The sequence below is a fragment of the Streptomyces sp. NPDC041814 genome, assembly GCF_055590565.1.
In genome coordinates, this window is sequence record NZ_JBVJAM010000007.1 from 107,133 (window position 1) to 127,681 (window position 20,549).

24 protein-coding genes are annotated in these 20,549 nt (G+C 71.3%); 9 read left to right on the forward strand and 15 right to left on the reverse strand.

Going from position 1 to position 20,549, the window contains the following annotated elements:
• Positions 1–2 precede the first annotated feature (2 nt).
• Positions 3–1,193: a sensor histidine kinase gene (locus ACZ6C6_RS19150; RefSeq protein ID WP_469204228.1), complete on the forward strand. Its 1,191-nt coding sequence runs from the start codon at positions 3–5 to the stop codon at positions 1,191–1,193.
• Complete coding sequence (locus ACZ6C6_RS19155; RefSeq protein WP_469204230.1) at positions 1,190–1,834, forward strand: response regulator; 645 nt, start codon at positions 1,190–1,192, stop codon at positions 1,832–1,834. The genes ACZ6C6_RS19150 and ACZ6C6_RS19155 overlap by 4 nt, the downstream gene beginning before the upstream one ends.
• 3 nt (positions 1,835–1,837) lie before the next feature.
• Here ACZ6C6_RS19155 and ACZ6C6_RS19160 read toward each other — a convergent pair whose 3' ends face one another.
• From ACZ6C6_RS19160 to ACZ6C6_RS19170, 3 genes are all read right to left on the reverse strand, one after another.
• Complete coding sequence (locus ACZ6C6_RS19160; RefSeq protein ID WP_469204232.1) at positions 1,838–2,176, reverse strand: P-II family nitrogen regulator; 339 nt, start codon at positions 2,174–2,176, stop codon at positions 1,838–1,840.
• Between the two features lie 185 nt (positions 2,177–2,361).
• Positions 2,362–3,645 (reverse strand): ammonium transporter, encoded by a 1,284-nt coding sequence (locus ACZ6C6_RS19165; protein WP_469204234.1) that lies wholly within the window; start codon positions 3,643–3,645, stop codon positions 2,362–2,364.
• Positions 3,646–3,840: 195 nt separating this feature from the next.
• Positions 3,841–5,361 carry a hypothetical protein gene (locus ACZ6C6_RS19170; protein WP_469204690.1) on the reverse strand — a complete coding sequence of 507 codons (1,521 nt, stop codon included), beginning with the start codon at positions 5,359–5,361 and terminating at the stop codon, positions 3,841–3,843.
• 387 nt (positions 5,362–5,748) lie between these two features.
• Between ACZ6C6_RS19170 and ACZ6C6_RS19175 the strand changes: the two genes are divergently transcribed.
• Entirely contained in the window at positions 5,749–6,765 is a 1,017-nt protein-coding gene (locus ACZ6C6_RS19175) for a glycoside hydrolase family 11 protein (protein WP_469204236.1), read from the forward strand.
• 58 nt (positions 6,766–6,823) lie between these two features.
• Here the strand turns inward: ACZ6C6_RS19175 and ACZ6C6_RS19180 are convergent, their stop codons facing one another.
• A complete protein-coding gene (locus tag ACZ6C6_RS19180) occupies positions 6,824–7,735 on the reverse strand; it encodes a glycosyltransferase family 2 protein (RefSeq protein ID WP_469204238.1) in 912 nt (303 codons plus the stop codon).
• Positions 7,736–7,882: 147 nt separating this feature from the next.
• Between ACZ6C6_RS19180 and ACZ6C6_RS19185 the strand changes: the two genes are divergently transcribed.
• Complete coding sequence (locus ACZ6C6_RS19185; RefSeq protein WP_469204240.1) at positions 7,883–8,677, forward strand: hypothetical protein; 795 nt, start codon at positions 7,883–7,885, stop codon at positions 8,675–8,677.
• A 48-nt stretch (positions 8,678–8,725) separates the two neighbouring features.
• Here the strand turns inward: ACZ6C6_RS19185 and ACZ6C6_RS19190 are convergent, their stop codons facing one another.
• The 4 genes from ACZ6C6_RS19190 to ACZ6C6_RS19205 all read right to left on the reverse strand — a co-directional run bounded on the left by ACZ6C6_RS19190 (position 8,726) and on the right by ACZ6C6_RS19205 (position 11,434).
• Complete coding sequence (locus tag ACZ6C6_RS19190; protein ID WP_469204242.1) at positions 8,726–9,505, reverse strand: sporulation protein; 780 nt, start codon at positions 9,503–9,505, stop codon at positions 8,726–8,728.
• 75 nt (positions 9,506–9,580) lie between these two features.
• On the reverse strand, positions 9,581–9,928 hold the full coding sequence (locus tag ACZ6C6_RS19195; RefSeq protein WP_469204244.1) for a hypothetical protein: 348 nt from the start codon (positions 9,926–9,928) through the stop codon (positions 9,581–9,583).
• Positions 9,929–10,168: 240 nt separating this feature from the next.
• Entirely contained in the window at positions 10,169–10,846 is a 678-nt protein-coding gene (locus tag ACZ6C6_RS19200) for a GAP family protein (RefSeq protein WP_469204246.1), read from the reverse strand.
• A gap of 249 nt (positions 10,847–11,095) precedes the next feature.
• Entirely contained in the window at positions 11,096–11,434 is a 339-nt protein-coding gene (locus ACZ6C6_RS19205; RefSeq protein ID WP_469204248.1) for a MerR family transcriptional regulator, read from the reverse strand.
• Between the two features lie 704 nt (positions 11,435–12,138).
• Between ACZ6C6_RS19205 and ACZ6C6_RS19210 the strand changes: the two genes are divergently transcribed.
• Entirely contained in the window at positions 12,139–12,498 is a 360-nt protein-coding gene (locus ACZ6C6_RS19210; protein ID WP_469204250.1) for a hypothetical protein, read from the forward strand.
• 159 nt (positions 12,499–12,657) lie between these two features.
• Here ACZ6C6_RS19210 and ACZ6C6_RS19215 read toward each other — a convergent pair whose 3' ends face one another.
• The 3 genes from ACZ6C6_RS19215 to ACZ6C6_RS19225 form a co-directional block, all read right to left on the reverse strand.
• Entirely contained in the window at positions 12,658–13,047 is a 390-nt protein-coding gene (locus ACZ6C6_RS19215; protein ID WP_469204252.1) for a CBS domain-containing protein, read from the reverse strand.
• 48 nt (positions 13,048–13,095) lie between these two features.
• The gene (locus ACZ6C6_RS19220) at positions 13,096–14,532 is read right to left on the reverse strand and encodes a DEAD/DEAH box helicase (RefSeq protein WP_469204254.1); all 1,437 of its coding nucleotides are present in this window, start codon (positions 14,530–14,532) and stop codon (positions 13,096–13,098) included.
• Between the two features lie 194 nt (positions 14,533–14,726).
• A complete protein-coding gene (locus ACZ6C6_RS19225) occupies positions 14,727–14,930 on the reverse strand; it encodes a cold-shock protein (protein ID WP_389865589.1) in 204 nt (67 codons plus the stop codon).
• A gap of 541 nt (positions 14,931–15,471) precedes the next feature.
• On the opposite strand from ACZ6C6_RS19225, the gene ACZ6C6_RS19230 reads away from it, so the two are divergent.
• Entirely contained in the window at positions 15,472–15,684 is a 213-nt protein-coding gene (locus ACZ6C6_RS19230) for a DUF6243 family protein (protein ID WP_469204256.1), read from the forward strand.
• 142 nt (positions 15,685–15,826) lie between these two features.
• Here ACZ6C6_RS19230 and ACZ6C6_RS19235 read toward each other — a convergent pair whose 3' ends face one another.
• On the reverse strand, positions 15,827–16,174 hold the full coding sequence (locus tag ACZ6C6_RS19235) for a YciI family protein (RefSeq protein ID WP_469204258.1): 348 nt from the start codon (positions 16,172–16,174) through the stop codon (positions 15,827–15,829).
• Between the two features lie 131 nt (positions 16,175–16,305).
• Positions 16,306–16,695 (reverse strand): VOC family protein, encoded by a 390-nt coding sequence (locus ACZ6C6_RS19240; RefSeq protein ID WP_469204260.1) that lies wholly within the window; start codon positions 16,693–16,695, stop codon positions 16,306–16,308.
• A 226-nt stretch (positions 16,696–16,921) separates the two neighbouring features.
• Here ACZ6C6_RS19240 and ACZ6C6_RS19245 point away from each other — a divergent pair, with 226 nt between their 5' ends.
• A complete protein-coding gene (locus ACZ6C6_RS19245; RefSeq protein WP_469204262.1) occupies positions 16,922–17,560 on the forward strand; it encodes a glyoxalase in 639 nt (212 codons plus the stop codon).
• Positions 17,561–17,680: 120 nt separating this feature from the next.
• On the forward strand, positions 17,681–18,115 hold the full coding sequence (locus ACZ6C6_RS19250; protein ID WP_469204264.1) for a YdeI/OmpD-associated family protein: 435 nt from the start codon (positions 17,681–17,683) through the stop codon (positions 18,113–18,115).
• Positions 18,116–18,409: 294 nt separating this feature from the next.
• On the opposite strand, the gene ACZ6C6_RS19255 is transcribed toward ACZ6C6_RS19250, so the two are convergent.
• Entirely contained in the window at positions 18,410–19,090 is a 681-nt protein-coding gene (locus ACZ6C6_RS19255) for a class I SAM-dependent methyltransferase (RefSeq protein WP_469204266.1), read from the reverse strand.
• 49 nt (positions 19,091–19,139) lie between these two features.
• Here ACZ6C6_RS19255 and ACZ6C6_RS19260 point away from each other — a divergent pair, with 49 nt between their 5' ends.
• Positions 19,140–19,778, forward strand: a complete 639-nt coding sequence (locus tag ACZ6C6_RS19260; protein WP_469204268.1) for a TetR/AcrR family transcriptional regulator — start codon at positions 19,140–19,142, stop codon at positions 19,776–19,778.
• Positions 19,779–19,976: 198 nt separating this feature from the next.
• Here the strand turns inward: ACZ6C6_RS19260 and ACZ6C6_RS19265 are convergent, their stop codons facing one another.
• Positions 19,977–20,540, reverse strand: a complete 564-nt coding sequence (locus ACZ6C6_RS19265; RefSeq protein WP_469204270.1) for a hypothetical protein — start codon at positions 20,538–20,540, stop codon at positions 19,977–19,979.
• Positions 20,541–20,549: the final 9 nt, after the last annotated feature.

Sequence of the window (20,549 nt, forward strand, 5' to 3'; positions counted from 1 at the left end):
ACATGCTTCAACGGCCCCGACGCGGCGACCCGCTCTGGATCTGGGTGCTCCACGGCTGGGAGGCCCTGTCCTGGGGCCTCGTCGCCCTCGTCACCCTGGTCACGACGGCGGGCGGGACGCCCGGGGACCGGAAGCTCGGCATCCTCGCCGTGACGGCCCTCATCGCCGCCTGTTACGCGCGGGTGCGGCTGCGCCCCGGGAGCAGGATGCCGGGTCCGTACGGCTATCTGTCGGTGCTCACCGCGGGGCTCGGGCTCCTCGCCTACCTGGGCGACGGGTTCGGCGCCCTCTACACCGTGGTGCTCGCGCAGTTCATCGTCTTCGTGGACAGCCCCCGGGGCGCCGTCCTCTTCGCGGGGCTCGGGGCCCTGGGGATCACGGTCGGCGGGAGCCTGCGGGAGGGCGGGCAGCCGGAGGTCTTCCTCCACAACACCCTCTCCTCGCTCCCCGTCTGGGCGGTCGCGGTCCTGATGGCCGTGCTCACCCCCAGGGCCCTGGCCCAGCGCGACGAACGGGCCGCCCTGCGCGCCGAGTTGCAGAGCACCCAGCTCGAACTGGCCGAGAGCCAGAAGCGCCGGGGCGCGGCCGAGGAACGCGAACGCCTCGCCCGGGAGATCCACGACACCCTCGCCCAGGGCTTCGCGTCGATCATCGTGCTCGCCGAGGCGGCCAGGTCCCAGCTCGACGCGGATCCGGCGCGCAGTGCCCAGCAGTTGCAGTCCATCGAGCAGACGGCCCGGGAGAATCTGGCCGAGGCCCGGGTCCTGGTGGGGTCCGCGCCGAGCAGCGGTGTCGCGGCGGGCTCCGTCGCCGCGACGCTCCGCCGCACCCTGGACCGCTTCACCGAGGACACCGGCCTCACGGTCACCGCCGAGCTGGCGGACCTCGACTGCGACCAGCCGACCCGGGTCGCCCTGCTCCGCTGCACCCAGGAGTCCCTGGCCAACATACGCAAACACGCGGCCGCGACCACCGTGGGCGTCGTCCTCACCGCCCACCCCGGCGGCGCCGAGCTGGAGATCACCGACGACGGGCGCGGCTTCGTCGTGGAGGACTCCCGGGGCTTCGGCCTGGACGGCATGCGCAGGCGCCTCGCGGAGTTCGGCGGCGGGCTCACCGTCACCAGCTCGCTCGGCGACGGCACCCGCGTCCTCGCCACCATCCCCCTGCACGAGAGGTCCCCGGAGTCATGACGCCCACCTCCGCACCGCTGCGCATCGTCCTGGCCGACGACTACACCGTGATGCGTGCGGGGCTGGTCGCCCTGCTCGGCTCCGAACCGACGCTCGACATCGTCGGCGAGGCGGGCAACGGCCGCGAGGCGGTCGCCCTGGTCGAACGGCTCCGCCCGGACGTCGCCCTGCTCGACCTGCGCATGCCCGTCCTCGACGGCGTCGGCGCCACCACGGAGATCGTCGCGGGCCCCGCCCCGACCCGGGTGCTGATCCTCACCACCTACGACACCGACGCGGACATCGAACGCGGCGTGGAGGCGGGCGCCACCGGCTATCTGCTCAAGGACGCCACCCGGGAGCAGCTGGTGGACGCCATCCACGCCGCGTCACGCGGAGAGACGGTCCTCGCCCCGCGCGTCGCCCAGCGCCTGGTGGCCAGGATGCGGCGGCCCGCCCCGGTCGCCCTGACCGCCCGCGAGGCGGACGTGCTCGAAGCGGTCGCGGACGGCCTGTCGAACGCGGAGATCGGCCGCAGGCTGTTCATCGGCGAGGCGACGGTGAAGACCCACCTCCTGCGCGTCTTCGCCAAGCTGGACGTCAACGACCGCACGCGCGCGGTGGTGGTGGCCCTGGAATCGGGCCTCCTGAAACGGCGTTGAGCCTCAGAGCGCGTCCGGCCCCCGCTCGCCCGTGCGGACCCGCACCAGCGTCTCGACGTGCTGGACCCACACCTTGCCGTCGCCGATGCGGTCGGTCCGGGCGGCCCGGACGACCGCGTCGAGGGCCGCCTCCTCGTCCGCGTCGTCCACGACCGCCTCGACGCGGATCTTGGGCACCAGGTCGACGCGGTACTCGGCGCCCCGGTACACCTCGGTGTGCCCGTGCTGGCGGCCGTAGCCACCGGCCTCGGTGACGGTCAGCCCCTGGACTCCGGCCTCCCGGAGCGCGGTCTTCACCTCGTCCAGGCGGTGCGGGCGTATGACGGCGGTGATGAGCTTCATGGAGCGGTCTTCCTGTCCCTCGGGAACGCCGGCTGCGGGGCCGCGTGACATGGGGGGCGGCTTGCCGGTCAGGGCCGGGTCCGCGACGCCTGGCACGGTACCTCGCGGCGTTGCCGAACCGTCCTGATCGCTCCGCGATGAGGACGCCCCGGCGCCTTGCGATGCACCGCACCAGACGCCGCGGCCTATCCGGCCCTGACCGGCAAGCCACCCCCTGCCGCGCCGTGATCGTAGGCGCTCTCCGCGTGCAGCGTCTGGTCGAGGCCCGTGACCTCCTCCTCCGCGCTGGCCCGCAGGCCCATCAGCCGGTCGATCGCCTTGCCGATCCCGTACGTCATGAGGAAGGTGTACGCCGCCACCGCCACCACGGCGACCGCCTGCTTCAGGAGCTGGGCCGCCCCGCCCCCGTACAGGAGGCCCTCCGTGCCGCCGGTCATCGCGGTGGTCGCGAACAGGCCGATGAGCAGCGTGCCGACGACGCCCCCGACGAAGTGCACCCCGACGACGTCGAGCGCGTCGTCGTAGCCGAAGCGGAACTTCCACGCGACCGCGTACGAGCAGACGACACCGGCCGCCAGCCCGACCGCCGCGCCCCCCACGACGCCCACCGTGCCGCAGGCCGGGGTGATCGCGACCAGTCCGGCGACCGCGCCCGAGGCCGCGCCGAAGGTGGTGGGGTGCCCGTCGCGCTTCTGCTCCACGAAGAGCCAGCCCAGCAGTCCGGTGCAGCCCGCGACGAGCGTGTTGAGCACCGAGGCGGCGGCGATCCCGTCCGCGGCCAGCGCGGAGCCGCCGTTGAAGCCGAGCCAGCCGAACCAGAGGAGCCCGGCGCCGAGCATCACCATCGGCAGGCTGTGCGGGCGCATCGCGTCCTTCCGGAACCCGATGCGCGGCCCCACCACGAGCGCCAGTGCCAGCCCCGACGCACCGGACGCGATCTCCACCACGAGCCCGCCCGCGAAGTCGAGCGCCCCCAGCGAGTCCTTGATCCAGCCGCCCGGGCCCCAGACCCAGTGCGCGACGGGCGCGTATACGAGCAGCGTCCACACCGGTACGAAGACCAGCCACGCGGCGAACTTCGTACGGTCCGCCACCGCACCGCTGATCAGCGCCGCCGTGATGATCGCGAAGGTGAGCTGGAAGGTGGTGAACAGCAGGGTCGGGACCCCGCCGGTCAGCGCGTCCGGCCCGATGTCCGCCAGGCCCAGGTGCGCCAGGTTGCCCACCAGCCCGCCGAACGCGTCGTCGCCGAAGACCAGCGAATAGCCCGCGACCAGCCAGACCACGGTGACCAGCGCGATCGAGACGAAGCTCATCATCAGCATGTTGAGGACGCTCTTCGTGCGGACCATGCCGCCGTAGAACAGCGCGAGCCCGGGGGTCATCAGCAGAACGAGGGCGGTGGCGGCGAGCAGCCAGGCGGTGTCGCCGGTGTCCAGGCCGGGCGCGGCCGCGGTCACGGGGGTCACGGGGTCCCTCCTCGGGGCGGGGAGCGGTGGGAGCGACTGCGAGCGTGACCGGCTCGCGTTTCGACGAGGGACCCCGTGTGTTTCCGCCGTATTTCATTGCCCGGGTGTTGCCGGGATCTCACGCGAGGCGCCCGCGAGGCCCGGGGACGTGGTGGTGCGCGCGCCCGGCGCGGCAGGGGCCGCCCCTGGCCGGTCTCAGCAGCCGCGCTCCGTGAAGCGGGCGAGTCCGTACGCCGAGTGCAGCCGGTACGTCCCGGGCTTCCGTACGGTCAGCCGCGTCCACTCGCCGTCCTGCCGCAGGCAGGCTCCGGCGGGGCCGTGCACCCGCAGCCAGGGGGAGTACGCCACCCGTACGGTCACCGGGCCCGCGTCCTCCACGCGCAGGACCAGGTCCGCGTCACCGCCGCCGGTGACCGTGGCGGGCGCGGTCACCAGCGGGGTCGCCTCCCGGACCCGGTACACCGTCCAGCCGTCGTCCTCCCACACCTCGTCCAGCCACGGCAACCCGCCCTTGACCAGGGCCGCTTCGGCCTCCGCCGGTCCGTCCGGCCGCCCGTGGTGCAGGACGACGAGGCCCACGGCCCAGCGGTCGAGCCAGGCGCGGTAGCGGTCCGGGGTGAGCTCGCCCTCGTAGAAGAGGCGCCCGCGCTCGACGTCCAGCTGGCGGTTCCAGCCCCGGGCCATGTTCACGTGCGGCGCGAGGACGGCGGCCTCGCGGTGGTTGCGCGCGGGGACGACCTCGACGCGGACCCGGTCGGCGCCGAGCCGGTCGAGCGCGGCGACGACGCCCCCGGTGCGGGCGGCCCAGGCCGGAACGGGGGTGGACACGCGCAGGTCGTCCACGGTCTTGTCGACGAGCCAGAGCCCGGAGAGCACGAGGACGGCGGCCAGGAACCCCGTACGCACCCGGGCCCCGGCCCGCACGGTGTCGAGGACCGCCGCGCACAGCACGGGCACGGCGACCAGGCCGAGCAGCCGCTCGACGTTCGTGCCGATGGGGGACGCGACGAGGAACGTCAGCACCACGCCGACCGCGTACACCACGGCCCCGTACCGCGTCAGCCGCCACTCCCGCGTCCGGGGCGCCGCCGCCGCGAGCACCGCGCAGACGAGGACCGGCATCCACACCCGGTCGGCGTGCATGGGCTGCTCGCCCCGGAACGGGAACAGCAGCGCCGTCGCGCCGACGACCACGAAGAACGGGACCATCAGGACCGCGCCGGTGCGCCACCGCCGGTCGAGCAGGTGGGCGGCGCCCACGACGACCAGGAAGAGCCCGGCGACCGGGCTCGCCATGGTGGCGAGCGTCCCCGCGACGACGGCCACCGCGGCCCGGTGCGCGTACCGGCAGGCGACGAGCCCGATCGCCACGCCGAGTGCGAAGGTCGTACGCCCCGACGCGACGTTGCACCACAGCGCGAACGCGCCCAGCAGCGCGGGCGGGAGCGGTCGGCGCATCCCCGTACGGACGAAGAGGCGGGCCAGCAGCCAGGTGGCGGCGAGCCCGGAGGCGACGGACACCGTGCGGACGCCGGCGAGGGCCATCACGTACGAGGAGAAGACGCTGTAGTTCGCGGTGTGCGTCCCCCCGTACCAGGACATGTTGTACGCCGATCCCGGGTGGCGCGCGGTGAACCCGGACCAGGCGAACTGCGCGGCGAGGTCACCGCCGCCGGTGGCCAGGACAGCCGCCCACACGGCGTACAGCGGCAGCACGGCCGCTACGGAGACCAGCGGGACACGGTGGACCCGCCACCACGGCTCGCGCTCCGACTCGCCCGCCCCCGCCCGTACTTCTTCACTGAGCACCACCCGCCAAACCCTAGAGGCTGACAGGGCCCTCGGCGTCCCGAAACTTTCGAAATGACCGCCATTCGCTTCGAATGAAGCTCGCGCCGCAGCCCGCATTTCTCCCGTACTGCCGGCGCGATGAAGGGCATTGAGCTGCGCAGATCCTCAACTCGCTTGCTGGCGGGGGGAATCGAAGCTTTCGCAACTCGTGCCGAAAGTATTGACACCCCCAGGGGCCGGTCCAACACTGAGCGCCGTCGGCAGGCCCCCCGCCGACGCCCACCTGCTCACGGGACGAGGAGGACATCCCCCATGCACGCAACCCCCGCACATCCGACGAGCCGCCCCAGACCCGTCAACGGCCTACGGCTGTTCATCCGCAGCGCCTTCGCCCTGGTGATCGCCGTCGTCGCGGCGATCGCCCTGCCCGGCACGGCCACCGCCGACACGACCGTCACCTCCAATCAGACGGGCACCAACAACGGCTACTACTACTCGTTCTGGACGGACAGCCCCGGCACCGTCTCCATGAACCTCGGCTCCGGCGGCAGTTACGGCACGTCCTGGAGCAACACCGGCAACTTCGTCGCGGGCAAGGGCTGGAGCACGGGCGGCCGCCGCAGCGTGACGTACTCCGGCTCCTTCAACCCGTCGGGCAACGCCTACCTGGCCCTCTACGGCTGGTCGCAGAACCCCCTGGTGGAGTACTACATCGTGGACAACTGGGGCACGTACCGCCCCACCGGGACCTTCAAGGGCACGGTCACGAGCGACGGCGGCACGTACGACATCTACGAGACGACCCGGACCAACGCCCCCTCGATCGAGGGCAACAAGACGTTCAAGCAGTACTGGAGCGTCCGCCAGTCCAAGCGGACCGGGGGCACCATCACCACCGGAAACCACTTCGACGCCTGGGCCCAGCACGGAATGAACCTCGGCAGCTTCAACTACATGATCATGGCCACCGAGGGCTACCAGAGCAGCGGCAACTCCAGCATCACGCTCGGCAGCACGTCCGGCGGCGGTGACAACGGGGGCGGCAACACCGGCGGCGGAAGCAACGGCTGCACCGCCACCCTCTCCGCGGGCGAGAAGTGGGGCGACCGCTACAACCTCAACGTCGCGGTCTCGGGCTCCAGCAACTGGACCGTGACGATGAACGTCCCGTCCCCGGAGAAGATCCTCTCCACCTGGAACATCAGCGCCAGTTACCCCAGCGCCCAGGTGCTGACCGCCAAACCCAACGGCAGCGGCAACAACTTCGGCGTCACCATCCAGACCAACGGCAACTGGACCTGGCCCACGGTCTCCTGCAGCGCGGGCTGACGGCACGGTGTGCTCCGGGGCGGCGGCGGCCACCCCGGAGCACACCGCACGGTTCCGGTCACAGCACCGGCGGCCTGCCCAGGCGGGTCATCCGCCACACCGTCCGCCAGCTCATCGGCGCCCGCTCCCCGGCCGGTGTCCTGACCCCCTCGGCGAACCCGCCCCACCACGCCCTCAGCCCCGTCAGCGAACGCATCCGCAGCATGGCCAGCGTGATCCACACCCCGAGGTAGACCGGGATCAGCGGTGCCGGGAGCCGCCTGCGCGCGAGCCACACCCGGTTCCGCGCGGTGAAGCGGTAGTAGACGGCATGCCGGGCGGGCGACGTCCGGGGATGCTGGAGGACCAGCGTCGGCACGTAACGGATCTCCCAGCCTCCGTCCAGCGCCCGCCACGCGAGGTCCGACTCCTCGTGACCGAAGAAGAACTCCCCCGGCCACAGCCCGATCTGCCGGAGCATCGGCATCGAGAACGCGTGCCCGCCACCCAGGAACGCCGTCACCGGCCCCCCACGCATCGGATCGCCCGCCCGCAGCCTCGGAACCCATCGCCGCTCGGTCCGACCGTGCTCGTCGGCGACCCGGAACCCGATGATCCCCAGCCCCGGATCCTCCGCGAACCGCCGCCGCACCTCGCGGAACACGTCCGTCGCGATGAGCAGCCCGTCGTCGTCCAACTCGACCACGACATCGACCTCGTCGGCGTCACGCAGCAGCCCAAGCCCCACGTTCCGGCCTCCGGGGCACCCCAGGTTCTCCGCGAGCGGCACCTTGGTCACCTCGGTCGCGCCGGGCGTGCCCGCCACGCCGAGCACATCGGTCGAGACGTCGTCCAGCGAGGTCGCGTTGCCCACCAGCACCACGCGGGCGGCCGGCACGTCCTGCTTCGCCACGGACGCGAGCAGCGCCTCAAGCTCCGCGGGGCGGGTCCCCATGGTCACGATGACAACCCCGATACGCGGCAAGGGCACGGCGGCTCACCTCACTGATCGACAGGGCCCCGATGGTAGAGGCTCCGGGGACGTCACACATCCCTCACTTATGGAGGCCCCGCCTCCCCTTGCGTCGGAGCGCACGGATACCGTCATGCCTCCACTGATCGGACCTTGGGGGGACGAATGAACTGGAACAACAGCACCCGACAACCCTGGGGCCCGGCCCCGGACAAGCCGTCCGCAGCGGCCGCGGGCCTGCCGGCCTGGGCGCGCAAGCGCGTCCTCGTCCCGGCGGCGATCGGCCTCTTCCTCGCCGGAGCCGTCGCGGGGAGCGCCGGCGCCGACGGCAGCGGCGGCTCCACGGCCGACGTCGGCAGTGCCGCGCCCGCGCCCGTCGCGACGGTCACCGTGACGGCGTCGCCGAAGGCCGGAGCCCCGGAAGGCGCCGAGCCGCCCGCACCGAAGGGCACGACCCGGCCGGCGGACGACGGGACCGACGCGAAGGTCTCCGTACCCGACTTCGTCGGCATGGGCCTCCAGTCCGCGCAGGACGCGGCCCAGGCCAAGGGGTTCTCCACCCTGACCTCGCACGACAGCGCGGGCCGGGACCGCATGCAGCTGCTCGACCGGAACTGGAAGGTCTGCTCCCAGAACGTCCGGGCGGGCAAGTCGGTCGCCACGACCACCGAGTTGGACTTCGGTGCCGTGAAGACCGAGGAGAGCTGCCCGGCCAAGGACAAGGAACCCCCGAAGGCGGTGGGCGGCCGGATGCCCGACCTCGCGGGCAAGTCGGTCAACACCGCGCGCGCCGCGCTCGACTCAGGGACCTCCCTCACGGTGAAGGACGCCGCGCAGGACCGGATGGTGCTGCTGGAGAGCAACTGGAAGGTCTGCACCCAGGTGCCGGCGGCAGGCGCCGAGCTGAACGGGCAGCCGGTCGAGATCACGGTGGTGAAGTTCGAGGAGAGCTGCCCGTAGGGCCTGTCTTCAAGCCGCCGCGGCGCCCGCGGTTCGCGCGCCGGTCCGTCAGGCGGACGGCATCTTCGTGACCAGGTCGATCCACGTCCTGGCCTCGGCCGCGAAGTCGACCCGCCCGAGGTCGTGATGGGCCGCGACCCAGCTCCCGGCCGGGGGTTTGTCCTCCCAGTCGTCCTGGGCGGGCGCGGCCCGGCGCAGGTAGATCTCGCAGCCGACCCGGTTGGTGACGAAGCTCAGTTCCAGCCGGGGCGGCCGGCCCCCGGTCCCGACCCGGTCGGTGAGCAGGAAGGTCTGCGTCAGGTACAGCCCGTACTCCACCGTCGGAATGCGGTCGTCCGTGACCTCGCACGCGTCGCACAGGTACCCCTCGGCGGCGAACGCGTCGAAGACCGCCTCGTGCAGGGGAAGCGCGGCGACATGGACGAGGTCGTGGTCGCCGACGGCCTCGTCCTCCTCGACCCGCACCTTCGTGCTGAGCCCGAGGACCGCGCCGACGGCCTGGCCCGACACCTCGGTCACCGGGACGTCCCAGGGGAGCCGGTGCTGGAAGGGCACCCGCCGCTCCTCGCCCTTGGCGAGCGTGAAATAGGCGTCGGCGCTGGGCCAGCAGATGGTCTCCCGGGTCTCGCCTCCCTCGTAGGAGGGCCTCACCTCGGCGAACAGCTTCAGCTCGACGCCACGTAGGTCGGCATGGCGATCGAGGGCGCGCAGGAGGACTTCGCCTTCCAGCAGCCCACCGGGCCGTACGAAACCGGCCGCCACCTGTGTGTCGACCTCCAGCGGCACAGAGCCGCCCCCTCCTAGGCGCCGCAGGCGCTTGAAGACCATGACCGTAGGCTAAACGCGCCGGGTGATCATGACCAGATATGAATAAGGCTGTTCTGTACGAGACATGAGGGGGCGTCAGTCGCGCGCCTCCAGCGCGTCGGCCCGCTCCACCAGCCCGGCGGCCACGTCGTCCCAGTCCGGGCCGTGCAGCCACAGGTTCTGAGCCGCCTCCCGCAGCAGCGCCGGTTCGTCCGGCCGCTGCAACAGCACCAGCCGGTAGCCCAGGTTGCGTACCCATACGGGCAGACGGCCGTCCACGAGGTTGGGGGCCAGTTCACGCAGCATGGCGAGGATGGCGCCCGCGTCGGCGAACGTCAGCTCCTCGACGAAGTAGTGCTCGCGGTGCTCCAGCCCGCACACGGGGGTGGGCCCGTACTCGTCCCCGTACAGGCATCGCGCGTGTGCCGTCAGGCTGCTGTGCATGGACGCGAGACTACGGTCTGGCCCCGGCTTCAGTCTCCGCCGCCGTCGCCGCCGAAGAGCCCGCTCAGCGGATTCCGGCCCGAGCCCTCGGCCGGCGGCTCGCTGCCGGGCCGGCCTCGTCGTACGAACGACGCCAGGCCCCCCTGAGCCGCTACGGACAACCCCCTCCATGCCCGCACGCGCGTCACGGTGCGTGGCCGGGCTCGCGCGGCGAGCACGAGCACCGCGCGCCCCGTGGCGTCAGCCGGTCAGGCCGGTGAGGGCGTCCCCGATGTACTTCACGCCCAGCACGAGGAAGAGGACGATCATGATGGCGGCATTGTGGCGCGCCATCCACGCCTTCCAGCCGCCGAGGATGCGTGCCGCCTCGCCGCCCCCGGTCAGGTAGACGCCGAGCGGGAGCAGCGCGCAGAGCGAGGCGATGAGCACCATGAGGACCGCGGCGACGGCCTTGCCGCCCGCGCCGGCCGTCGACCCGGCGATGGAGACGGCGCCGCCGACGGCCAGGACGAGGTTCTTGGGGTTGGCGACGACGAGCGCGGCGGCGAGACCGGCGGCCTTGCCGGGGCCGAAGGTGTCGATGGCCTTCATCCACCCGGGCGCCGGTGCCTCCTGGCCCTCACGGGGCCGGTCCCGCCACTGCTTCGCGCCCAGGGCCAGGAACAGCAGCCCCAGGCCGAGCTTGAGCCACAGCGTCCAGGTGGCGGGCCCGTCGCCTCCCGAGGCATCGGCCCCGGACCCGGCGAGGACCACGACCGTGACGACGAGGCCGAGGGCGACGACCCACCCACCGGTGAACGCGATGCCGTTCACCCGCCCCTTGGGGGTGGCGAGCATGAGAATGACCGCGATCAGCGGTACCGGGCTGATCGCGATACCGACGGCGGACGTCAGCATCTGACCGACGGCGTCACCCACGGGCCGGCTCCATGCGCGTCTCCTCACCGAAGGGATCGAGTTCCGCACCGGACGCCCCCGCCGACGCACCCTCGGTCCGGTCCCGCCATCCTCAGCCGCCGCGGGCTCCCCGGTGCACCGGGAGTAGGCCGAACGGGTGCCCGGGTGCCCGTGTGGCTACGGCCGGCTGCGGCGATCCGCGGACGCGCACGCGCTCGGTGGCTCCTCCGGGACCGCCCGCGCAGTCGTGCGCGGCGGGCGGACACCACCTCAGTCCGAGGCGGGCGGTTCTGCCGATTCGGCGGCGCGCCGGTACTCGGCGTTGATGCGCTGCGCCTCTTCCAGCTGGTCCTCCAGCACGACGATGCGGCAGGCGGCCTCGATGGGCGTGCCCTGGTCGACCAGTTCGCGGGCGCGGGCGGCGATGCGCAATTGGTAACGGGAGTAGCGGCGGTGGCCGCCTTCCGAACGCAGCGGCGTGATCAGACGGGCCTCACCGATGGCGCGGAGGAAGCCCTGGCTCGTGCCGAGCATCTCGGCGGCCCGGCCCATCGTGTAGGCGGGGTAGTCGTCGTCGTCAAGACGGCCGTACGAGTCGTCTGCTGTCACTTGCACCTCTCTTGTGGAACGCGTGAAGGGGCCTTGGTGCCAGACAGCACCAAGGCCCCGAAGGAACTACTACACCACCTGCCGGTCCCGATACGGCACCGGCCTTCTGTATCCGCACCGGCCTGGCTGCTGCCGGGAGTGCGGGGATCGCGGTTGCTTGACCGGAGACCACCTCACTATCGATGTCCTGCGGTACCCGGGTGAGCAAGGCTCTCCGCCCGGGCGATCCTGATGGCGCGGGCTCCTCCGTTCTTCTCGCGGTGATTACCTGCTTCCTCACGGATACCGCCCCTGTCGTGCTGACGGTCCCGCTCCGGCGGCCCCTCGCTGCGGGCCACCCGGTGCGGCCGTCAGTCCCGTCGCCGTCCTGCAGCAAACCTGGCTTCGAAACTCCACAGCCGCACCGTCCTGCGACTCAATCCATCACCGGCAGTCCGTCTCTGCCGGGTATCACTGTCTCTCGGGTACAGGAGAAACACTACCCGGACCGCTGCGAAATTTCTACTCTTGCCGACATAGATTTTCGGGTGTCCCGTGGAGAGGTAATCGGGCGCACCGGCAGTGGCAGCCGTCCGGAGGCAGCCGGAGACCGGCTGGTACGGCCGCGGTCGTCCACCGGAGCCCCGGGGAAGAGGCGTTCCGGTCCCACGTGAGGGGGACCGCCCGGAGCCACCGCGCGCGATCCGTGCATAAGATCGGCTCTCATGTCGAAGCCTGACGAGCTGCTCGTTGACATCGCCACGCTGGTGGAGTCCGGGCACAGCAACCAGATGTCCCTGACCGTGGTTGCCGGTGGTGCCGTCATCACCGGTCGGCTGGCACCCGAAGCCATGTGGAGGCAACGGGTGTCGGAAGTCCTGACGGATTCGGCCCGGCTGGCCGAGTTCTCCGCCACGTTCACGTCGGCCCCGCGGAAGGACGGGCCGCCCGAGCACCTGCACTTCCACATGGCGCGGATCCTCCAGGGCACGGTGGGCATCCCGGAGACGGGCGGGATGTACCGCGTCTCGATCGCCGATGTCACCGCCTGGACCGTGGGCGACTTCACCTACTCGGAGCACTGACGCCGGGAGGGACCCACGGGTACGCGTGAGGGCCCGGCCGGCACATGCCGGTCGGGCCCTCACGCTGTTCGTTCGGATGCCGGCTCACTCCCCGTCCGCCGGGGCGGGGTGAAGCCGGGTTCGGCCCCGAGGTGGGTTGTTGTTCCGCGGGGCGACGGTTCAGAGGGCCGGGGCGAGGGCGTCCGGGACGCCGTCCCTCTCGTTCGCGGTGAATCGGGTGACGGGCCGGTGGTCCGTGGTCCCCTCCGCCGCGGCGGAGGACCAACGCGGCCCGCGGTCGCCGAGGACGTCACGCAGTCGGAGCCGGTCCGAGTAGCCGGGGCTGTCGCGGACGAGGATGAGCTGGGCCCGGGTGACGAGTCCGGTGCGCAGGTCGTCGGTGTCGCAGAGTCCCAGGTGCACGGTCCTGGCACTGGCCATGACGGACAGGGCCACCTCCACGGTCATGTCGTCGCAGACCTGCGGCCCGGCCGTGTCCACGGCGTCGGACGCCGCCGGGGCGACGGGGCCGGCGTTCGCCGGATCGTGCTCGTTCTGGACCGGTGTCACCACATGCCTCCTGGGGGAATGGGCCGGAATCGGGAAAGCGCGTGGTGCTCAGGCCGCCGCGTTGGACACGGAGTGCCGCCGGCGCCGGGCAACCGCACCCGGGGCGCGACCACGGCTGGCGGACGTGCCGCGCGTGGGCCGTCCGGGAGCCGGCGCGGCGATCGTCACGGGGACGCCGGACGGGGTCCGGGCGCCGGTGATCCGGCTGAGTGCCGCCTCGCCGGAGCGGACTTCGGTGGTACGGGGCACGATGCCGGCGGCCGCCATGAGGCGGGTCATGTCGCGGCGCTGACCGCTGGTGACCAGGGTGACGACACTGCCGGACTCGCCGGCCCGCGCGGTGCGGCCGCCCCGGTGGAGGTAGCCCTTGTGGTCGCTCGGCGGATCCACGTTGACGACGAGGTCGAGATGGTCGACGTGGATCCCGCGCGCCGCGACGTTCGTCGCCACCAGGACCGTGACCTGCCCCGTCTTGAACAGGGCGAGGGTGCGGGTGCGCTGCGGCTGCGACTTGCCGCCGTGCAGGGCGGCCGCACGGACCCCGCTGGCCAGCAGGTGCTGGGTGAGGCGGTCCACCGCGTGCTTGGTGTCCAGGAACATGATCACCCGGCCCTCGCGCGCCGCGATCTCCGTCGTCAGCCGGTGCTTGTCGGCCCCGTGCACGTGCAGGACGTGGTGCTCCATGGTGGTGACAGCGCCCTGCGCGGGGTCCACGGAGTGGACGACGGGGTCGGTGAGGTACCGCCGGACCAGGAGGTCGACGTTACGGTCCAGGGTCGCGGAGAACAGCAGCCGCTGGCCCCCGGGGCGGACCTGGTCCAGGAGCGCGGTGACCTGCGGCATGAACCCCATGTCGGCCATCTGGTCGGCCTCGTCCAGGACCGTGATCGCGACCCGGTCCAGCCGGCAGTCACCGCGCTCGATCAGGTCCTTGAGGCGGCCGGGGGTGGCCACGACGACCTCGGTGCCGCCTCGCAGTGCGTTCGCCTGACGGCCGATCGACATCCCGCCGACGACGGTGGCGAGCCGCAGCTTCGCGGCCCGGGCGTACGGGGTGAGGGCATCGGTGACCTGCTGAGCGAGCTCCCGGGTGGGTACGAGGACCAGGGCGAGCGGCTGACGGGGCTCGGCACGCTGACCGGCGGTGCGGGCCAGCAGGGCCAGGCCGAAGGCGAGCGTCTTGCCGGAGCCGGTCCGGCCGCGGCCCAGGACGTCACGGCCTGCCAGGGAGTTCGGCAGCGTCGCCCCCTGGATGGGGAACGGCGTGGTCACGCCGTGCGCGGTGAGCGCGGTCAGCAGGCTCCTCGGCAGGTCGAGGCCGCTGAACGCCTCGACCGCGGGCAGTCCCGGGGTGACCGTTTTGGGCAGGGCGAATTCTCCCCGCATCGGGACGGGCCGCCGGCCTGTTGAACGGCTCGGGGCGGATGAGCCGGAGCGACGGCCTCGAACCGGACCGGACCGGCTGTTCGTGCGTGTGGGGTTCATGCTGAACCTTCCTTGATACGGCACGCATCAAGGAATTCCGCAGCGTAAGAGCGGCGCGGGGAAATCACAGGCACGGACCGAAATGAAATGCGAACGCGGCCGACAGAAGTTCCGTGGCGGCGTGGGCGGAAAAGAAAGAAGCCGGGGCCCGCACCCCGAGGGATGCGGGCCCCAGCTACAGATGTGCTCAGGCGTCAGACGGTGACGATGTTCTCGGCCGTCGGGCCCTTCTGGCCCTGCGCGATGTCGAAGGAAACCTTCTGCCCCTCCTGGAGCTCGCGGAAGCCCTGGGCGGCGATGTTCGAGAAGTGGGCGAACACGTCAGCGCCGCCACCGTCCTGCTCGATGAAGCCGAAACCCTTTTCCGCGTTGAACCACTTCACGGTGCCAGTAGCCATGTCAATCTCCTTTGGGCAGTACACCGGAATCCGCACTTTGCGGACCCCGTGTCGCCGCGATGATGCCCTGCCCGGAAATGACCGGAAATACGAAGCGCCCCTCTTCGGCCAATGGCCGGCCTGAGGCGCCTGAAGTTTTTTGGGTACCAAAACTGCAACTGCCTACGAAGGTAGCACGCCAAGAGGGTTTTTGTGCGTCCATGATTTTCCCGCACACGCCGCAGTAAAAACCCTCCGAGCGTGGACCGCTAAATTCTGAGGCGGCCGGCGGAGATATTCGGTTCCCCCGGAGGGAGCGCGTCCGCTCGGAGGAACCGATACGTCCCGGACGCGTCGCTCGTGGGCGCCCGCCGCCGGCGTCGGACGCCCGGCCGGCCAAAGCCGTGGCGTGCGGGCCCGACAGGACCGGGTAACGTCTTCGGCATGTTCTTCCAGGCGCCGGTTCACGGCTGAGAGCCTGGCGGGCCCCGCTGACGACTTCGTCAGTGCCCCGGCCCACCGTGAATCCGTAGATCCCTTCACCACACCACCGGGAGAACCCGTGACCGACAGCAAGAACATCAACAACCCCGTGGGCCAGGGCGGCGGCCAGCGCAAGCGGCAGTCCCGCGCCGAACGGCAGAACAACGGTCCGCACCGCAACTTCGACCGCCGGAGCGCCGCCGACCGCAAGGCGGAGCTGGTGCGCAAGATGCGCGAGAAGACGCAGACGGCCGGGAGCGCCGGGCAGACGGACGACGACGCCCGAAGCTGACGCACGACGGCCCGGAGCCGACGCACCACGCCCGAAGCCGACGCACGACGCCCGGACGGGCACGGCCCCGCGGCCGCCCGTCCCCGGCGGTGCGCCGGCTCTCACGCTGCCTTCCCCGGCCGGGGACGGCAGCGGTTTCGTTTCAGGCGGATTCGAGGATCGGGCGGATCTCGACGGTCTCCGGGGTGGGGAGGCTCCTGGCCAGTTCGACGGCCTCCTCGCGGTCGGCCACGTCGACGACGAACCAGCCGCCGAGGGTCTCCCCACCGGTGTGCGCGGGGCCGTCGGTGACCGTCGTCGTCCCGTCGGCGGCCGTGCGGACTGTCGCGGGGAGAACGTGATCGGTCTCCAGGGCGTCGCCGCCCACGAGCTTCCCGGCCGCTGCCAGCGTGCCGATCCAGCCTTCGTACTCCTTGCGGTAAGCGACCCGGTCGGCCTGGATCCGGCGGCGTGACTCGTCCGTCTCGAAGATCACGAGTGCGTATTTCATGGTGGTTCCCTTCCGGCCTGCGGGCATGCGGCCAGTACTGATGCTGGTCGAGGGCTGTCTGACGGGCCTGGGGCACAGGCACCGGCCGAGGACCGCACCCCGCACGGGGGCGCGGTCCTCCGTACGGGCGGTTACGAGGTCCAGCCGCCGTACGGCACGGTGATGAGCTCCATGGCGTGACCCGCCGGGTCCATGAAGTACACGCCGCGGCCACCGTCGTTGTGATTGACCGTGCCCGGCTGCTTCCGCTGGGGGTCGGCGTAGTGCTCGATGCCGCGCTCTCTGATCTGCGCGTACGCCGCGTCGAACTCTTCCTCGGAGATCAGGAAGGCGTAGTGCTGCGGCGTGATGCTGTCCACCGGGACGGTGGCGAAGTCCAGTGTGACGCCGTTACCCAGACCGACCGCGATGAACGGGCCCCACTCGGCGGTGATCTCAAGGTTGAGCAGGTTCGTGAAGAACTCTGCGGATTCCCGGTTGTTCCGGGCGTGGACGATCGTGTGATTCAACTCGACTGACAAGGAATGCCTCCGAAGGCATGTCCCGACACCTCCATGCCTCACCCAGCCGGTGACCGACACGCGATGTTGCCGTAGATCATATCCCTATCTGCCCGGTGGATCAAGGAAGTTGGGGGAAGCCGCGGCAGGGCCGGCGAAGGCGGGGGCCCCGCGCGCCGAGGCAGATCACGGGACCGGTCAGGAATCGAGAAGCCCCCGCTGCGGCACGACTCCTAGCGTGAGGGGCATGGCAAACACCGCTTCCACCGCAGCCGTCACGTCGCTCACGTCCGTCACCCTTGAGGTGGCCGACCTCGATGCCGCCCGCCACTTCTACAGCGCCTTCGGCGTGGACACGTACATCGCCCTGAGGGCGTCCGAGGCCCACTCCACCGGATTCCGCGGCTTCACCCTGGCGCTCACGGTGCCCCGCCCGGCCGTCGTCGACGGCTTCGTCGGCGCCGCCGTCGCCGCCGGTGCCACCGTCCTGAAGCCCGCCGCGAAGTCGTTGTGGGGCTACGGCGGCGTCGTCCAGGCCCCCGACGGGACGATCTGGAAGATCGCGACCTCGGAGAAGAAGGACACCGGCCCTGACACCCGCGAGATCGACGAGGTCGTCCTGCTGATCGGCGTCGAGGACGTGAAGGCCACCAAGCAGTTCTACGTCGACCGGGGCCTGACCGTGGCCAGGAGCTTCGGCGGCAAGTACGCCGAGTTCGCCGCCGGTCCGGCCTGCCCGGTCAAGCTCGCGCTGTACAAGCGCCGCGCCCTGGCGAAGGACCTCGGCGTTCCCGTCGACGGCACCGGCTCGCACCGCGTCGCCCTCGGCAGCGCCACCGACGCCTTCACCGACCTGGACGGCTTCGCCTGGGAGCGCGCCGCGTAGCGCCGTCTCCTGCCCGGCCGCCGCCCGGGACGGCGTGGCGCGTGGCGGAAACGTCCAGGACAGGGCGATGGTCCCGGTGCGGGGAGAGCAAGCGGCCCACCAGACCACAGGAGGAGCACCATGAAGTTCCGTGCACACGTCGAGCCACCTGAGCCCATGCGCGGCCTGGAGGTCCCGCCCGAGGTGGTGGCGGCACTGGACGGGGGCGCGCGACCGCCGGTGACCATCACGGTCAACGGGCATTCCTGGAAGAGCCGGGTCGCCCTCCTGCGCGGCCGTCACCTGCTCGGCCTCAGCAACGCCAACCGCCGGGCCGCCGGTGTCGAGATCGGCGAGGAGGTGGAGGTCGAGCTGGACCTCGACACCGAGCCACGCGTCGTCGTGGAGCCCGCCGACTTCGCCCGAGCCCTGGACGCCGACCCCGCCGCCCGAGAGGCGTACGACCACCTCTCCCACAGCCGCAAGCGCGAACACGTGCGCGCCATCGAGAACGCGAAAAAACCCGAGACCCGCCAACGCCGCATCGAAAAGGCCATCACCACCCTGCGCGGCTGACCCGAGGCTTTTGTCCGGAGCGGTGACGAGAACCGAACTCGCCCTCTGCGCTTGGGAATCGATGGTTCTCGGGCAGCCAAAGTGGATCCGGCCCGCTTATTTGTACGGGCCGGCGAGGCCGGTGTGGTCTCTGGGTGCCTCACGTGACCACTGTTGTCCGCTCCGAAGCGCACGGATGGGGGTACGGACGCGGGGGTTGAGTAGTCGGGCAGGGAGCCGGACATCACGCGGCACTCCGACCACTACGACGCCCAAGCTCGGGCGTCGTTGCGCGTGCCGCGCGACCGGCGATTGCTAGGCGTCGCGGCGTAGCGTGAACCAGAAGGTCGGCACCGAGTTGGTGCCCGGTGTGACGTCGACCAGTTCCCAGCCGGGGAACCTGGCGCGGAGCTCGTCGGCAGTGACGCCCGCCGCCCACGACGTGATCTCGGTGGCCGAGCTGCCGAGCGGCTCGGGGCCGTACCCGAACATCAGTAGACGGGCTCCGGGAGCGGCGCGGTGGGTGAGCCCGGCGGCGTAGGCGTCGCGGCGGTGCAGCGGGACCCCGCAGTAGCAGCTCAGGTCGAAGAACAGGTCGAAGGGGCCCGGCACGTCCAGCTCGTCGAGGCGGGTGGCGTCTCCGTGCAGCAGCCGCACCGCTACCCCTGCCTCCGCAGCCTTCTTCCTGGCCCGGTCGACGGCGCGATCGATCAGGTCGACGGCTGCCACCTCCCAGCCGTGCCGTGCGAGGTAGATGGCGTTGGTCCCCGTGCCGCAGCCGAGTTCGAGAGCGCGGCCGGCAGCCGGCGCGCCGTGCTCCTCCACCAGGGCGACCAGCTCGGGCGGCGTCACGCCGGTGTCCCACGGCGCCTTGCCGGCGCGGTAGTAGCCGTCCAGTGCCCGGTGGACGGACTCCTCCTCCGCGTCCTGCTGAGTTGAGGTCAGGTCCGGTGTCGGCCCCTGAGTGGCGTTGGACAGGTCCATCGTCTCCTCCAAGAAATTAGAGTTGGACTCTAGTGACGTACTCTAGAGATAGACTCGCACCATGGATGATGTCAAGCGACCGGACAAGCGGGCCGAGCGCTCACGCCGCACGCGTGAAAAGGTCGTCGAGGCGGCTCGCGAGCTGTTCCTTGCACAGGGATACGGGGCGACGAGCCTGCAGGAGGTCGCGGACCGGGCGGGCGTGGCCGTTCAGACGGTCTACTTCGTCTTTCGCAACAAGCGCACGCTCTTCAAGGAGGTGGTCGACACGTCCATTGCTGGGGACGCCGAGCCGGTCGCGACCATGGATCGTGAGTGGTTTCGCGCCGCGTGCGCCGAGCCCACCGCAGCCGGCCAGTTGCGCGCGCACGTCCACGGCACCCGCGAGATCCTCGGCCGGGTCGCCCCGATCATGCCGCTGATCGAGACCGCCGCGGCCACCGACCCTGAGATCGCTGCGCAGTGGCCGGACGGCCCCGACCCGCGTTACACCGTGCAGTACGCGGCGGCCGAAGCCCTGGCCGGCAAGCCCGACGCCCGTCCTGGCCTCACCACCGAGACGGCGGCGGACCTGCTGTTCGGCCTGCTCAGCCCGCAGCTCTACCTGATCTTCGTCCGCGACCGAGAGTGGTCACCGGACAGGTGGGAAGAGTGGGCCCGTGCAGCCTTGACCTCACAACTCTGCGCCGACCCCGGCTGAGCGGAACGCTCTGCGGGTCGACCCGGCGGCACGCCTGTGAGGCCGTACACCGGTGACCACGACATTGACCGGGTGGTCGACCTGCCTCTTCCGGGGAGCGGGGTGCAGAAGGTGCCGTTCGAGGTGAGGAGTTCCTCTTAGGTATCGGCAAAGGATAAGGAGACATGCGCCTTCACCTGAGTGTTACCGAAACCGGGCTCAGCGAGCAGGTCCTGCCTCCGCCGACCACGCCGTGGATTTCTGGAGCGTGGGGCCGTCGACCCGGACCGCGCCGGCCACGTACGCGGCCCAGAGGAGTTCCTGACAGCCGAAGAAGGATTCTCCCCAACTGTCCACCCAGATGTGGATGCGGGACGGTCCGACCGGTGTGGCGTCCCACCACTCCCAGCCCCGGGAGTCCTCGTCGGGGTCGAAGCGGTACAGCCAGTCCTGCGTCTCCCACGGCCGGCCGCCCCTCGTGTGCGCCACGTATCCCTCGCGGCCGGCCCTGGCGAACTGCGGGACGCGCTCCTCGTGACCGGAACCAACAGCGGCGAACCAGGACGGAACGTCGTTGACCGGCAGGCTCTCCTGCTCGAAATCCGCAGTGGCCCCCAAGCGAACGGCAGGCGAAAGGATCGAACGCAGACGCTGCTCGTACTCCGTGGCGTCGCCGGTGACCTCGACGGCGAAGAGAGAGAGGACGGGCGGCGCGGATCCGGCATCCGGGCGAACCTGAAGTCGCTGGAATTCTGCCGCCAGGCTGTCGCTGTTGTGCATCATTTTGGGATG